The following is a 13,801-nucleotide window of genomic DNA, read 5'->3' on the forward strand; positions in this document are numbered from 1 at the left end:
CCGGTAGCGCGCGCAATCCCGCGGAGCGTGACGATCCGGGTATTTCCAATCCAGGCACAACCTTGATTCGACACTATGGAGGTGTAATGTGAATATGAATTCCACAAACGTCCTGAAGGCTTCTCTCGTCACCTTTCTCGGCGTGCTGGCACTGGCAGGAAACGGCGCTCAAGCAAAGGAATGGAAGACCGTGAAGGTTGCCCTGGAAGGCAGTTATGCGCCGTGGAATCTGACCTTGCCGAACGGAAAAATCTCGGGATTCGAACCGGAATTAATCGACAATCTGTGCAAGCGGGTCAACCTGCAATGCGAAACAGTCGCCCAGGACTTTGACGGCCTCATTACCGGCCTGCAGGCAGGAAAATTCGATGTTGTGATGGACGCCCTTGCAATCACGCCGGATCGCGAAAAGGCCATTGCCTTCTCCAAGCCCTACGCTGCAACGCCGGCCGCGTTCGCAACAATAGATGGCCATGGATGGGCGAACACGACAGGAAAAACTCCTTTCCTCAAGCTGACTGGCGACCCCAAAACCGACGGACCCATGATCGCCCCGCTGCGCGATCAACTGAGAGGGAAATCGATCGGCATTCAATCCGGCACGGTTTACACCAGGTTCATCACCGACAACTTCAAGGACATCACTTCCGTACGCCTCTACAAGACCTCGGCCGAACGTGACCTCGACCTGGTCAACGGACGCGTCGACATGGCCTTCGACGACGTCACCTACTACGCCGGAATTGCCGACAACAAGGAAACCGCTCGAATCCAGATCGCGGGACCCAAGATCGGTGGCGCGATTTGGGGGCCGGGAGAAGGTCTTGGGTTTCGCAAACAGGATACGGATCTGAAAGCAAAATTTGACGCAGCCATCACGGAAGCACTTGCAGACGGTACCGTGAAGCGGCTGTCGGAAAAGTGGTTCAAGGCCGATGTGCAACCGTAAGCTAAACTAGCTTCGCACGGCATTTGCCAGGTCAACAACATGAACCGCCTTCCCCCTCTTCGAGCCTTGCAGATATTCGATGCCGTCATTCGTTACGGGGGCGTCGTGGCGGCCGCAGAGGCGCTTCACGTGACGCCCGGTGCGATTAGTCAGCAGATTCGCGTCCTCGAAGAGTTTCTCGGGGTCGCGCTTTTCGAGCGGGAGAACACCGGCCTGCGACCGACCCCGCTCTGCGAGATGTACCACTCGCACATCTCCCGGGGGTTCGAGTGCTTCCATAGCGCCCAGGCGGCGCTCAAGGCGCAGACGGGACGCCGGCTCACCCTGATGACATTTCCGTCAGTCGCGACCCATTGGCTTGCCTCCAGATTGGACACGTGGCACACCATCTGCCCTCACGTACAGGTTCATGTCGAGGTCGTCGATCACGAAACCAGTATCGGTGCGAGAAGTGCTGACGTCCGGCTAACGTATGGGGCCCTACCGAATGACGGAACGCCCTATCACGTCGTCTTTACGGACAGAGTTGCACCCATGTTTTCACCCTCGCTGTTGCAGGCGGAAAAGCCGGTCTCGCAACCGGCGGATATCTTGCGCTACCCGCTGATTCACGTCGAGTGGGGATGGGCAAACCTGTCACCACCAACATGGGGACAGTGGCTGCATGCGGTCGGAGTGCCTCTGCCCGAGGCGTTGACGCCACTCACTTACTCCGTTTCCGGCATGGCAATCGATGCGGCAATTCGGGGAAGAGGCATTTCGTTGGGACAGGGCTTTTTTGCCATTGATAGCATCAAGCGACACGAACTTGTTGCGCCGTTCAAGATCGCCCTACCCATGCCGTTCCCATACTTCATTTGCTGGAAGCGGGCTGTGGCTGACTCCCCAGCAACCAGACAATTTCTCGACTGGCTAATCGAGGAAGCCGAGCAGACGGGACGCGACATAAAAGCCATGTTTGGCGACTGAAGCGCGCATGTACAAGCGCAACAAACCGCCTCGAAAGCGTACGGTACACGCGCGATAGCAAGCAGCCCATTTTTCCGCAAATAGTTGCAGGCTTTTGGTGTATTCAGCGTCTGCTGCACCGGACCGCGCGCCCGATCTGATGCTCAACTTCTGGTTTATTTTTTGTCAGCTTTCGCGTTATTTGTCACCCTATTTGATGCTCTCACGGAACCAGCGTGGATGGTGCTTCCTCGCCCAGCCGAGCGTCACGGTGCCGCGCGTCATCGCGCCGATCGAGCCTTTGATCCACAGCGCCGCATAGACATGCACGATGATCCCCACGATCAGCACGAACGCCGTTGCCGCATGAATCAACGCCGCCAGCCGTATCACCGAGACCGGATAGTAGTCCGAGAAATAGCGTCGCCAGATCACAATGCCGCTTAGCAGCAGCAAGATCAGGCATGCGACCATCAGAAAGAAGAGCAGCTTCTGTCCGGCGTTGTAGCGGCCGACCTCGGGCAACTTGTCTTCGCGATTCGCAAGCACATCGTCGATCTGCCTGAGCCACTGGAGGTCGCTCCTGTCGAGCAGGTTGTGATGCCAGAAGCGCAGCGCAAGAATCAGGAACGACACGAACATCACCACGCCGACGAACGGATGCAGGATGCGCGTCCACTGTCCGCCGCCGAAAAGCGCGGTGAGCCAGAACATCGACGGATGAAACAGCGCGAGCCCGGACAACGCGAGCAGCACGAAACTGATCGCGGTAATCCAGTGGTTGGTGCGCTCGTTAGCGGTATAGCGAACAATCCGGTTCGCGTCTGCCGCATTCTGGTCAACTTTCATCGGAACCCTCCTTCGGGCGGCGCGCCTCGTCGCGGGCAGCGGCCTCCTCGTCTTGCGTGACTTCGTTCGGGCCGACGCGCGTATAGTGGAAAAACCCCGCGAGCGCCGCAAGCGCCATCGCACCCAATGCAAGCGGCTTCGTCACGCCCTTCCACAAACCGACCAATGGGCTGATCGTCGGATTGTCCGGCAGCCCGTGGTACAGCGATGGTTTGTCCGCATGGTGCAGCACGTACATCACATGCGTGCCGCCGACGCCCGGCGGATCGTACAAGCCCGCATGCTCGAAGCCGCGCTCCTTCAGGTCCTCGATGCGTTCGGCCGCGTGCTGCTTCATGTCGTCCTTGGTGCCGAACACGATCGCTCCGGTTGGGCACGTCTTCACGCACGCTGGCTCCTGGCCCACCGCGACGCGATCCGAGCACAGCGTGCATTTATACACACGATGATCCCGCTTCGAGATGCGCGGAATGTTAAATGGACAGCCGGTGATGCAATAGCCACAGCCGATGCAGTTTTCCTCATGAAAATCGACGATGCCATTCGTGTACTGGACGATCGCGCCGGGTGAAGGACACGCCTTCAGGCAGCCGGGATCTTCGCAATGCATGCAACCGTCCTTGCGGATCAGCCATTCGAGGTTGCCATCCGGGTTCTCGTATTCGGCGAATCGCATCACCGTCCACGAGTGCTCGGTCAGGTCGGGCGGGTTATCGTAGACGCCGGTGTTCGTGCCGATTTCGTCGCGCAGGTCATTCCACTCCATGCACGCGGTCTGACACGCCTTGCAGCCGATGCACTTGGTGACGTCGATCAGCTTCGCGACGCTGCCCGTGGCCGGCTCGCGCGCCGACGGCGGCTGCACCGTAGTGGCCGACACGCGCTTGATATCGAGCGATTGCAGTGCCATCGTGTTCTCCTCTCACGTGGTCAGGCTTTCTCGACTTTCACGAGGAAGGACTTGAATTCCGGCGTCTGCGTATTGCCGTCGCCGACCACTGGCGTAAGCGTATTGATCAGATAGCCCGGTTTCGCGAGGCCCTTGAAGCCCCAATGCAATGGAATACCGACGGTCTGCACCTTCTTGCCGTCAATCATCAGAGGTTTGATGCGCTTGGTAACCACCGCCACCGCAACCATGTGCCCGCGATTCGACGACACCTTCACCCGGTCTCCGGCCGCCACGCCGACTTCCTTCGCGAGATCCTCTCCGATCTCGACGAACTGCTCCGGCTGAGTGATCGCGTTGAGCCGCGCGTGCTTCGTCCAGTAATGGAAGTGTTCGGTGAGCCGGTAGCTCGTCGCGACATGCGGGAATTCCGCTGCCTTGCCGAACGCCGCACGGTCGCCCGGAAACACGCGAGCCGCCGGGTTGCTCGTTACTTGCGCGTTTTGCGGATGGAGCGGGTTGTAGCCAAGCGGCGTCTCGAACGGCTCGTAATGTTCAGGGAACGGGCCTTCGGCCATCCCATCGCGCGCAAAGAAACGCGCGACCCCTTCCGGGTTCATGATGAACGGCCCCATGCCGGCTTCCGGTGGTTCGTCCACCTTGTAGTCCGGTATGTCAGCGCCGCCCCAGGTCTTGCCGTTCCACGCGATCAGCTTGCGGGTCGGATCGAACGGCTTGCCGCTTACGTCGCATGACGCCCGGTTGTACAGAATGCGTCGGTTTGCCGGCCACGCCCATGCCCAGCCGAGCGTCTGCCCGATGCCCGTCGGGTCGGCGTTGTCGCGCCGCGCCATCTGGTTGCCCGCCTGCGTCCACGCACCGCAGAAGATCCAGCAGCCGCTCGACGTGCTGCCGTCATCCTTGAGTTGCGCAAAGCTCGCCAGCTGATCGCCTCTTTTCACGAGCACCTTGGCCGGGTCCTTCGGGTCGGCCACGTCGGCCAACGCCTTGCCGCTATATTCCATCGCCAGTTCTTCAGGCGTTGGGCTTGCGGGATTCGCATACGGCCAGTTCAGATTGACGATCGGGTCCGGAAACTTGCCGCCCTGCCCCTGGTACATCTTGCGCATGCGCAGGAACAGCCCCGACATGATTTCCAGATCGCTCTTCGCTTCGCCGGGCGGCAAAGTGCCCTGCCAATGCCACTGCAGCACGCGCCCCGAGTTGACGAGCGAGCCGCGTTCTTCGGCAAAGCAACTGGTCGGCAGCCGGAACACTTCGGTCTGGATCTTCGACGCATCGACGTCGTTGAACTCGCCATGGTTCTTCCAGAACTCCGATGTCTCGGTGGCGAGCGGGTCCATGATCACGAGCCACTTCAGCTTCGAAAAAGCGGCGGTCATCTTCGCCTTGTTCGGCGCGGAAGCAAGCGGATTGAAGCCCTGCGCGATGTAGCCAGTCATCTTGCCCTGGCTCATCAGTTCATACACCTGCAACATATCGTATGGCTTGTCGAGTTTCGGCAGGTAGTCGAAGCACCAGTTGTTCCCAGCCGTCGCCGTGTCGCCCCACCACGCTTTCATCAGACTAACGAAGAAGCTTCGATAGTTCTTCCAGTAGCTCAGCTGGTTCGGCCGCAATGGCTGCGCCGCGCGCTTCGTTATATATGCGTCGTAGTCCTGTTCAGCTTGCGACGGCAGCGTCATATACCCCGGCAGCAGGTTCGACAACAGTCCGAGGTCCGTCAGCCCCTGGATGTTCGAGTGTCCGCGCAGCGCGTTCATCCCGCCGCCCGCGATGCCGATGTTGCCAAGCAGGAGTTGCACCATCGCACCCGTACGGATCATCTGCGATCCGACCGAATGCTGGGTCCAGCCAAGTGCATACAGGATCGTGCCGGCGCGGCCCGGCACGGCCGTGGTCGCGAGCATCTCGCACACCTTCAGGAATTTATCCTTAGGTGTACCGCAGGTCTTTTCGACCATCTCCGGCGTATAGCGCGCGTAGTGCTGCTTCATCAGGTTGTACACGCAACGTGGATGTTGCAGTGTCGCGTCCACCTTCACGAAGCCGTCGTCGCCACGCTCATAGTCCCACGTCGATTTGTCGGGGTAGCTGTGCCTGGCGGCATCGTAGCCCGAATAGAGCCCGTCGCTGAATGCAAAGTCCTCTCGCACGATGAACGGGAAGTCCGTGTAGTTCTTCACATACTCGTGCTGGATCTTGTCGTTGGTGAGCAGATAGTTGATCACCCCGCCCAGGAACACGATGTCCGTCCCGGTGCGAATCGGCGCGTAATAGTCGGCAACCGATGCCGTACGCGTAAAGCGCGGATCGACCACGATCAGGCGCGCCTTGCGATGCGCCTTCGCTTCCGTGACCCACTTGAAACCGCACGGGTGCGCCTCGGCCGCATTGCCGCCCATTGCCAGAATCACGTCCGCGTTCTTGATGTCGACCCAATGGTTCGTCATCGCTCCACGGCCAAACGTCGGGGCAAGACCTGCCACCGTCGGGCCGTGTCAGACACGCGCCTGGTTGTCGAAACCCAGTAGCCCCATGCTGCGGGCCACCTTGTGCGTCAGGTAACCGACCTCGTTGCTGCTCGCCGACGCGGCCAGCATACCGGTCGTCAGCCAGCGATTGACCTTCTTGCCGTCTTCGGTGGTTTCGACGAAGTTGGCGTCGCGGTCTTCTTTCATCAGCTTCGCGACACGGTCGAGCGCGTCATCCCACGAGATGCGCTGCCACTGGTCGGAGCCGGCCGCGCGATACTCTGGATGCGTCAGGCGGCTCTGGCTGTGAATGAAGTCGATGAGGCTCGCGCCCTTCGGGCACAACGTGCCGCGATTGACCGGGTGATCCGGGTCGCCTTCGATATGAATAATGCTGGCCGTGGCGTTTTTCGCGCCGTCGCCCAGCCCGTACATCAGGATGCCGCAACCGACTGAACAATACGGGCAGGTGTTGCGGGTTTCAGTGGTACGCGACAGTTTGTATTGACGGACTTCAGCCAACGCGGGTGCCGGCGAGAAGCCCATCAGGGCCAAACTCGATCCGGTCAGCGATGTGGCGGTGAGCGTCAGGAACTGGCGCCTTGTCAAATTGACCATGGTGGCGGTCCTCGGACGTGGTGTTGCACATCAACTACCAGTATAGATAGCGATTCCTGAATATTCCGTCAGAGGCGCCAGCGGATAAACCCTCACTTGGCACGCCGGATTTCGCGTCGGTCGCTTGCACTCGATGAGGATGACGAACCGGTTCGCTAGTGCGCGGACAACAGCACGGCCGCGTGATCTGAGCCGGTCTGCGCAGCGATGTCCTGGGCGGTCATCCCGCGGTTATCGCGCAGCGCCGGATCGGCGCCGCGCGCAAGCAGCAGCTTGATCGTGTCAGGATGATCGTAGCCTGCGGCCCACATCAGCGCGGTCAGGTTGTTTTTGTAGATGCGGTTGACGTCGATGCCGGCATCCAGTAAGCGCTGCACCACGGCCGTGTGTCCCTGCCCCGCCGCATACTCCATCGCGGTTTTGCCGACCCGGTCGGTAGCGGTTGGATCGGCGCCGTGCGCGAGCAGCAACGCGACGAGTTCGTCGTATCCGCCGTAAGCCGCGGCCATCAGCGGCGTCACGCCCGACACGTCGGCCTGGCGGACGTTCGCGCCATGCCCGATCAAGGTCTGCGCCATCCCGGCTAGGCCTTTCTTGCACGCGGTGATCAACGCAGTGTCGCCGATCCGGTTGCGCGAATCCACTACCGCGCCGGCTTCCAGTGCGGCCCGGACCGCCACTTCGTCGCCGCTCCTGGCAGCGACCAGCAATTGCTGGTTCAGCGTCGCGTCGGCGGCCATCGCGTCCGCCGGTAAACCGGCTCCGTATGCGCCCACCAGCAGCGCAACATGCGCTACCCATCCGGTTGTTTGTCTCATGGCTCTCGCTCCCGCTTTAGCGGCTCACGTCCGTTGCGTGCGGCACTGCAACATCGCCGCTGCGCTACTGCAGATTGGCGACGTAAGCGGCAAGGTTTTCGATGTCCTCGTCGGACAGCCCTTTGCTGACACTCGTCATGTTGCCCGCATCGTTCGTTCGCCGGCGCGCCCGGAAGTCCTGCAGTTGCTTGACGATGTATCGATCGTACTGTCCCGCGACACGCGGAATCTCGTTCTGCCCGGAGAACCCGCCCAGATGACACATCGTGCACAGCACCTCCGCCGCCTTGCGGCGCCCTGCTTCGACTTTCATGGAATCGGCCCTGTACGGCACCGGTTCGGGGCGCCGCGCGGCGAAGTAGTCGGCCAGATCCAGCATATCGTCACGAGACAGGCCGGCGACGATCGGCGACATGCGTGGATCGCTGCGGCGTCCCGCCTTGAAGTCTTGCAGTTCCAGGTAGAGGTAGCGAGCGGTCTGTCCGGCCAGAATTGGATAGTCCGGGTTGGTGGAATTGCCCATCGGGCCATGGCAGGCCACGCATACCTGCGCCTTGGCATGGCCGGCAGCGGCGTCCGCATACGCGCCGGTGGGAAGCCCCCCGGCGCTCACGCAACACAACAGCAAGATCGTCCAGATCCAACGCGCGCCCAGACACGCGCGCGCGTCTTTGCCGGCGTTCGCCACGGGCTCGCTCATGGCAACGCGAATACAACGACCGTATTGCCGCGCTTGAAGTCGATCTGCGTATTGCCGCCGGCGGCAACGGCAACGTACTGCTTGCCGTGGACCATGTACGACACCGCTGGCGCGTTCACGCCGGCACCGCACTGAAATTCCCACAGCATCTTGCCGGTGGACGCGTCGAATGCCCGGAACAGGCCGTTGCCCTCGCCGTTGAAGACGAGGTCGCCGGCGGTCGCGAGCACGCCGCCGATCAGCGGCTGCTCAGTCTTGTAGGACCACGCAACCTTGCCCGTGTCGACATTGACCGCAACCAGCTTGCCCCACTGCGCCTCGGACGGGATCGTCTTGAACGCGCCGCCGAGCCACAGCTTGCTGCCGCCTGGATACGCGGCGTCTTCAACCTGATAGGTCATCGGCTGGTGCAGGTTCGCCGCATACGCGAGGCGCGTCTTCGGGTCGAACGCCATCGGGGACCATTCGACCCCGCCATTGGCACCCGGCAACATCCGCGCGCCGGCGGCGGTGGGCAGCGTCCACATGTTCTCTTGCGGAATCATCGCTTGCGAGAAACGGATCAACTTGCCGGTGCGCCGATCGTGGACGTACACGTGTCCGGTCTTTCCGCCCTCAAGCACACCCGGGATCATCTTGCCATTGGTGTCGCGGACATTGGCAAGGATCGGCGGACTCGCTGCGTCGAGATCCCAGACGTCATGGGCGATGTACTGGTAGTGCCATTTGTATTTGCCGGTATCCAGGTCGATCGCGACGAGCGAATCCGTATAGAGATTGTCTCCGGGGCGGATCGCTCCATACAGGTCCGGGGACGGGTTGCCGACCGCGAAAATCACCGTGCGCGACTCCCGGTCGATCGCGGGCGCCATCCACACGCCGCCGCCGAGCGTCTTGTAAAAGTCACCGCCCTTGGCCGCAAGCTGCTGCTTTTCGGCGTTGATATCGCGCTTCATGTCGCGGCCGGTCGCGTCTTTGGTCGCCCACACGCCTTCCTGTCCAGTGTCCGGAATCGTGTAGAAGGTCCACAACAAGTTTCCAGACGCCGCGTCGTATGCTTTAACAAACCCGCGAATGCCATACTCGCCGCCATTGGTGCCGATCAGCACCTTGTCTTCGACGACGGCGGGCGCCATCGTCTCCGAGTAGCCGAGTTCCGGGTCGGCAATCTGGGTCGCCCACAGGACCTTGCCGGTCTTCGCATCCAGCGCGACTAGTCTGGAATCCAAAGTTGCCATGAAGAGCCGGTCGCCCGAGATCGCCACGCCGCGGTTGTTAGGCCCACAGCAGAACGTCGTAATCGGTCCCATCTTGTGCTTGTAATGCCAGTACTCCTTGCCGGTCGCCGCGTCCACCGCGTACACGTGGTTGAACGACGTCGTAATGAACATGATGCCGTGCGACACGATCGGTGCCGTTTCCATCGACTCGTTGACGGCAGTCTGGAAGATGAAAACCGGCTTCAGTCTTGCCACGTTGGTCTTGTTGATCTGCGCACCGGGGTAGTAGCGCGTCTGTGAGTAAGACCCGTTCGAATGAAGCCAGTCGGCTGTGCTGCCGCCAGCCGCGTCGAGTTGCTGCTGCGTGACCGGCCGGAGCACATCCGGCATCGGCGCCGACGTGCTGGTTGCAGCGTTTTGCACCTCGTCCGCACCGAATGCGGCGGACACACCGAGCATCAGCGCAAACTGGCAGGCACAAATCGTTAAGGTACTGCGGGATGGATGCATGAGTGTCTCCTGGTTTTTAATTGCCTAGGGTATTCGTCATGCGAATGCGACATCGTCCGCTTCACGGGCGGCGTCGAATACGGGATGGCACAACCCTATCGGATGCGCTTTGATCTGAACGCGTTTGGATTCAAATCGTCGATTGCCTGGTTAGGGCGGGTCGGCTGAGGGGGATGGACACCGCTTTACGCTTTTTCACCATAAAGCCGGCCTCTTTAAGCGTAGGCCAAGCGATCCCTCTTTTCCAGATGGTATAGCGGCGAACGGGGCCTTTATTGGTCTAATCGCGGTGTGCACAATTCTTTACCGGCTACCCGATTAGGCGCATCATCGGGCGTGTCGGCATCGCGCCGCAGCCATGCCTGCCGAAGCGCCAACGGGTGCTTCGATCCGTTCCAGGCATGCAGCTTGCGTAGGCTGGGCGCGAAACGGGGCCGACGCCGCGACCCGGACTGCGGCAATGTCATTGTGTCCAGGCCAAAAAATGGAGGTACGAACATGCAATGGACAACGCCTAGCTACACCGATATGCGTTTCGGTTTCGAAATCACAATGTATATCGCCACGCGTTAAGCCCGCTTGAGCCGCGAATGGCGGCTTTGCGAATACTTTTCGCCAATCCGGTTTGCCTGCCTGGCCGGCGCTGCGAACACTGCCGGTTTCGTCGCTCAACGACCGAACCGCCATCGCGGCAGCGCCGGGCGACCGGCTTCCTTCATCTCTTATAGCGCCGCGTCGCGCGCAGGTGCCTTGAGGCGGGTTACGCTTTACGCCGCGTGCTCTACGCAGGGGCTTTTGTATGTGGGCATGCGCCACGCGCGTCGGGCAACATGAAGGTCAAGGTGCCCGGCTCATCGACAAGCGGCGGCGTCCCACCACGGACGCGGTCTGGCAGGACTTGCGCACCCGCTTCCCGGTCGGACCGATCCTGTCGCACTACTGCGGAGTCGGCCATCGTAGCATCGCGCTCGACGACACGCCGATCACGCATGCCGCGCTGCCCGGCGTGCAGATCGAAGTGCTCGACTCGCCGGGCATCCGGACCATCCACAAGGTGCTGATCCACATCAATAATACGAATCCGATCCTCGTCGAGGGCGGTCCCGGGCGCCGCGCGCTGTCCGAACACGGGATCGAAGTCGCCAGCGACGGCATGACATTCGAATTGTGAGCAGCGGCTGTTCAATCACGGAACGCGAAACGGAGCGTGGAGACCAGATGAGCGCACAGGACACCTTCGGCACGGCGCCAGTCCGCGAGACCGGCGAGACGCAGCCCGCCTGGAGCCGCGACGAATTCGAAGCGCAGTTGCGCGCCAAGGGCACGGCCTACCATATCCATCATCCGTTCAACGTGAAGATGAATAACGGCGGCTGCTCGCGCGAACAGATTCGCGGCTGGGTAGCGAGCCGCTTCTACTATCAGATCAACCTTCCTCTGAAGGACGCGGCGATCCTCTCCAACTGTCCGGACCGTGAGACGCGCCGCCATTGGGTGCAGCGCATCCTCGACCATGACGGCTACGGCGATCAGGGAGGCGGCATCGAGGCGTGGGCGTGCCTCGCCGACGCCGTGGGGCTCACGCGCGACGAACTGTGGTCGCTCAAGCATGTAACGCCAGGTGTGCGCTTCGCCGTCGATGCCTATGTGAACTTCGCGCGTCGCGCGCCTTGGCAGGAAGCGGTGTGCTCGTCGCTCACCGAAATGTTCGCCCCGCAGATTCACCGCGACCGCCTCGCTAGCTGGCCGGAGCACTATCCGTGGATCGACGCGACTGGCCTCGCCTATTTCCGCGCGCGGATCACGCTCGCGCAGCGCGACGTCCTGCACGGCCTCGCTGTCACGCTCGATCATTTCACACGGCGCGACCAGCAGGAACGGGCCCTCGCGATCCTGCAGTTCAAGCTCGACATCCTGTGGACCATGCTGGATTCGATCGAAAAGGCCTTCCCGCAATGAACGACACCCTGCGCGCCGCCGAAGTACGCGCCTTCGTAGCCGAAGCGCACGCGCGCGGCCGGCTGGAGTAAAGCCATGACCGATCTCTCGCCCCCCGTTGCACAGGAACAGCAGGCCGAGGCCGCGCACGGCGTCGCCCCGCCGCTCTGGCTGCTTGCAGAGCTCACCTACCGTTGCCCGTTGCACTGCGCGTTCTGCTACAACCCGACCGACTACACCGAGCACAGCCTCGAACTCGATACCGCGCAATGGATCGACGTGCTGCGCGAGGCGCGCGCGCTAGGCGCCGCGCAACTCGGATTCTCCGGCGGCGAACCCCTGATGCGCGACGACCTCGACGTGCTGGTCGGCGAAGCGCGCAAGCTCGGTTTTTACACCAACCTGATTACATCGGGGGTCGGCCTGACCGACAAACGGCTCGGCGACCTGAAGGCCGCTGGCCTCGACCATGTCCAGTTGTCGTTCCAGGATTCGACGCGAGAATTGAACGACTTCCTGAGCAGCACGCACACGTTCGACCTGAAGCTGCGCGTGGCGGCATCGATCAAGCAGCATGGCTATCCGATGGTGCTCAACTGCGTGCTGCACCGCTACAACCTGCCGCACGTCGACAAGATCATTGAAATGGCGCTCGCGATGGGCGCCGAGTATCTGGAGCTGGCCAATACCCAATACTACGGGTGGGCAAAAACGAACCTCGCACAACTGCTGCCGACACGCGAGCAACTCGAAGCGGCCGAAGCGGTGGTGGAGCGCTATCGACGCACGCGCGGCGAGCGCTGCAAGATCTTTTTCGTCGTGCCTGACTACTTCGAGAACCGGCCGAAGCGCTGCATGAACGGTTGGGGCGCGGTGTTCCTCGGCGTCGCGCCGGACGGCGCCGCGCTGCCATGCCATGCCGCGCGCGGTCTGCCGGGTCTCACGTTCCCGAACGTGACGAAGATGCCGTTGCGCGAGATCTGGTACGAGAGCGCGGCATTCAACCGCTTTCGCGGTTTCGACTGGATGAAGGAGCCGTGCCGCAGTTGCGATGAAAAGGCCAAGGACCTCGGCGGCTGCCGCTGTCAGGCCTATCTGCTGACCGGCGACGCCGCCAACGCGGACCCTGTCTGCGACAAGTCGCCGGCGCACGAGCAGATCGTGCAGATGGTGCGCGCCGCAGCGTCGGCCGGAGGAACGCGGATACAGCCGATTCTGTTTCGCAACGATGCGAACTCCCGCAAGCTCGCAAGCGCGCAACATGCTGCCCCGGCAGCACCGGAGCCCGGTCAGCCGGATAGCTGCGGCAGTCCAGGCGCATAGCAGGTGTCGCTCGAGCGCGACGTGCAGCCGGATCGGACCGAAGCTCGATAAGAAAGCCTGCGTGCGTTCGGGATTGCGGAAGCCACGCACGCCCCGCGGGAAGTCCCCTTGGGGGATGCGTCGCTCGCGCTCGCGCAAGCGATGAATCATGCAAGAACCACCGCCCAACCCGATCTCGCATCGCTGCCGCCTCGATTGATTCATATCAACTCGAGGACGATCAAGCAGCGCCCTAGTTCTTTAGAACTAGGGAAAGGCCTACGGCCATCGTTCCAATGCCTCGCGTGTTGCACCCACTCGGCGGATATTCATCCGAACACCGGGCGCACACAATCGGACTCACCGATTCGACGGGCGCCACATCATGACTCATTTGCCAAACCCCATTTTCGACCAGGCCTGGCCACTGCTGGACGTCGCCATGCTGACGTTCTGCATCGCCCTCATGGTCTGGATGACGTGCGTCGTCATGGACTTGCGACAGTGCGCAACACGGCCCCGAACCGGCGCCACCGGACAGCTCGGCCATCCAACAGGAGAATTG

11 protein-coding genes and 1 pseudogene are annotated in these 13,801 nt (G+C 61.6%); 6 read left to right on the top strand and 6 right to left on the bottom strand.

What is annotated here, in order from left to right; translation table 11 throughout:
- Window positions 1–94: 94 nt before the first annotated feature.
- The gene (locus tag AC3WOG_RS32530; RefSeq protein WP_492582526.1) at window positions 95–949 is read left to right on the top strand and encodes a transporter substrate-binding domain-containing protein; all 855 of its coding nucleotides are present in this window, start codon (window positions 95–97) and stop codon (window positions 947–949) included.
- 39 nt (window positions 950–988) lie between these two features.
- Window positions 989–1,918, top strand: coding sequence for a LysR substrate-binding domain-containing protein (locus tag AC3WOG_RS32535; protein ID WP_492581852.1), 930 nt, complete (start codon window positions 989–991; stop codon window positions 1,916–1,918).
- Between the two features lie 189 nt (window positions 1,919–2,107).
- Here the strand turns inward: AC3WOG_RS32535 and AC3WOG_RS32540 are convergent, their stop codons facing one another.
- The 6 genes from AC3WOG_RS32540 to AC3WOG_RS32565 all read right to left on the bottom strand — a co-directional run bounded on the left by AC3WOG_RS32540 (window position 2,108) and on the right by AC3WOG_RS32565 (window position 9,945).
- Entirely contained in the window at window positions 2,108–2,746 is a 639-nt protein-coding gene (locus AC3WOG_RS32540) for a formate dehydrogenase subunit gamma (RefSeq protein ID WP_492581853.1), read from the bottom strand.
- Complete coding sequence (gene fdxH, locus AC3WOG_RS32545; protein ID WP_492581854.1) at window positions 2,736–3,656, bottom strand: formate dehydrogenase subunit beta; 921 nt, start codon at window positions 3,654–3,656, stop codon at window positions 2,736–2,738. The genes AC3WOG_RS32540 and fdxH overlap by 11 nt, the downstream gene beginning before the upstream one ends.
- A 20-nt stretch (window positions 3,657–3,676) precedes the next feature.
- Window positions 3,677–6,748, bottom strand: a complete 3,072-nt coding sequence (gene fdnG / locus AC3WOG_RS32550) for a formate dehydrogenase-N subunit alpha (protein WP_492581855.1) — start codon at window positions 6,746–6,748, stop codon at window positions 3,677–3,679.
- Window positions 6,749–6,903: 155 nt separating this feature from the next.
- Window positions 6,904–7,566 (bottom strand): ankyrin repeat domain-containing protein, encoded by a 663-nt coding sequence (locus AC3WOG_RS32555; RefSeq protein ID WP_492581856.1) that lies wholly within the window; start codon window positions 7,564–7,566, stop codon window positions 6,904–6,906.
- A gap of 64 nt (window positions 7,567–7,630) precedes the next feature.
- Entirely contained in the window at window positions 7,631–8,266 is a 636-nt protein-coding gene (locus AC3WOG_RS32560; protein WP_492581857.1) for a c-type cytochrome, read from the bottom strand.
- Complete coding sequence (locus AC3WOG_RS32565; protein WP_492582527.1) at window positions 8,263–9,945, bottom strand: pyrroloquinoline quinone-dependent dehydrogenase; 1,683 nt, start codon at window positions 9,943–9,945, stop codon at window positions 8,263–8,265. The genes AC3WOG_RS32560 and AC3WOG_RS32565 overlap by 4 nt, the downstream gene beginning before the upstream one ends.
- A gap of 549 nt (window positions 9,946–10,494) precedes the next feature.
- Here AC3WOG_RS32565 and pqqA point away from each other — a divergent pair.
- The 4 genes and pseudogenes from pqqA to pqqE all read left to right on the top strand — a co-directional run bounded on the left by pqqA (window position 10,495) and on the right by pqqE (window position 13,257).
- Window positions 10,495–10,569: a pyrroloquinoline quinone precursor peptide PqqA gene (gene pqqA / locus AC3WOG_RS32570; RefSeq protein WP_013342881.1), complete on the top strand. Its 75-nt coding sequence runs from the start codon at window positions 10,495–10,497 to the stop codon at window positions 10,567–10,569.
- Window positions 10,570–10,873: 304 nt separating this feature from the next.
- Window positions 10,874–11,167 (top strand): annotated as a pseudogene (locus AC3WOG_RS32575) (hypothetical protein); the annotation flags it as partial.
- 47 nt (window positions 11,168–11,214) lie between these two features.
- Window positions 11,215–11,955 carry a pyrroloquinoline-quinone synthase PqqC gene (gene pqqC, locus AC3WOG_RS32580; RefSeq protein ID WP_492581858.1) on the top strand — a complete coding sequence of 247 codons (741 nt, stop codon included), beginning with the start codon at window positions 11,215–11,217 and terminating at the stop codon, window positions 11,953–11,955.
- 75 nt (window positions 11,956–12,030) lie between these two features.
- Window positions 12,031–13,257 (top strand): pyrroloquinoline quinone biosynthesis protein PqqE, encoded by a 1,227-nt coding sequence (gene pqqE / locus AC3WOG_RS32585; protein ID WP_492581859.1) that lies wholly within the window; start codon window positions 12,031–12,033, stop codon window positions 13,255–13,257.
- Window positions 13,258–13,801: the final 544 nt, after the last annotated feature.

It is taken from the genome of Paraburkholderia sp. FW306-02-B (assembly GCF_058782725.1).

Coding starts and splice junctions, on each gene's coding strand:
- AC3WOG_RS32530 (WP_492582526.1), top strand. CDS start 95: ATGAATTCCACAAACGTCCTGAAGGCTTCTCTCGTCACCTTTCTCGGC.
- AC3WOG_RS32535 (WP_492581852.1), top strand. CDS start 989: ATGAACCGCCTTCCCCCTCTTCGAGCCTTGCAGATATTCGATGCCGTC.
- AC3WOG_RS32540 (WP_492581853.1), bottom strand. CDS start 2,746: ATGAAAGTTGACCAGAATGCGGCAGACGCGAACCGGATTGTTCGCTAT.
- fdxH (WP_492581854.1), bottom strand. CDS start 3,656: ATGGCACTGCAATCGCTCGATATCAAGCGCGTGTCGGCCACTACGGTG.
- AC3WOG_RS32555 (WP_492581856.1), bottom strand. CDS start 7,566: ATGAGACAAACAACCGGATGGGTAGCGCATGTTGCGCTGCTGGTGGGC.
- AC3WOG_RS32560 (WP_492581857.1), bottom strand. CDS start 8,266: ATGAGCGAGCCCGTGGCGAACGCCGGCAAAGACGCGCGCGCGTGTCTG.
- AC3WOG_RS32565 (WP_492582527.1), bottom strand. CDS start 9,945: ATGCTCGGTGTGTCCGCCGCATTCGGTGCGGACGAGGTGCAAAACGCT.
- pqqC (WP_492581858.1), top strand. CDS start 11,215: ATGAGCGCACAGGACACCTTCGGCACGGCGCCAGTCCGCGAGACCGGC.
- pqqE (WP_492581859.1), top strand. CDS start 12,031: ATGACCGATCTCTCGCCCCCCGTTGCACAGGAACAGCAGGCCGAGGCC.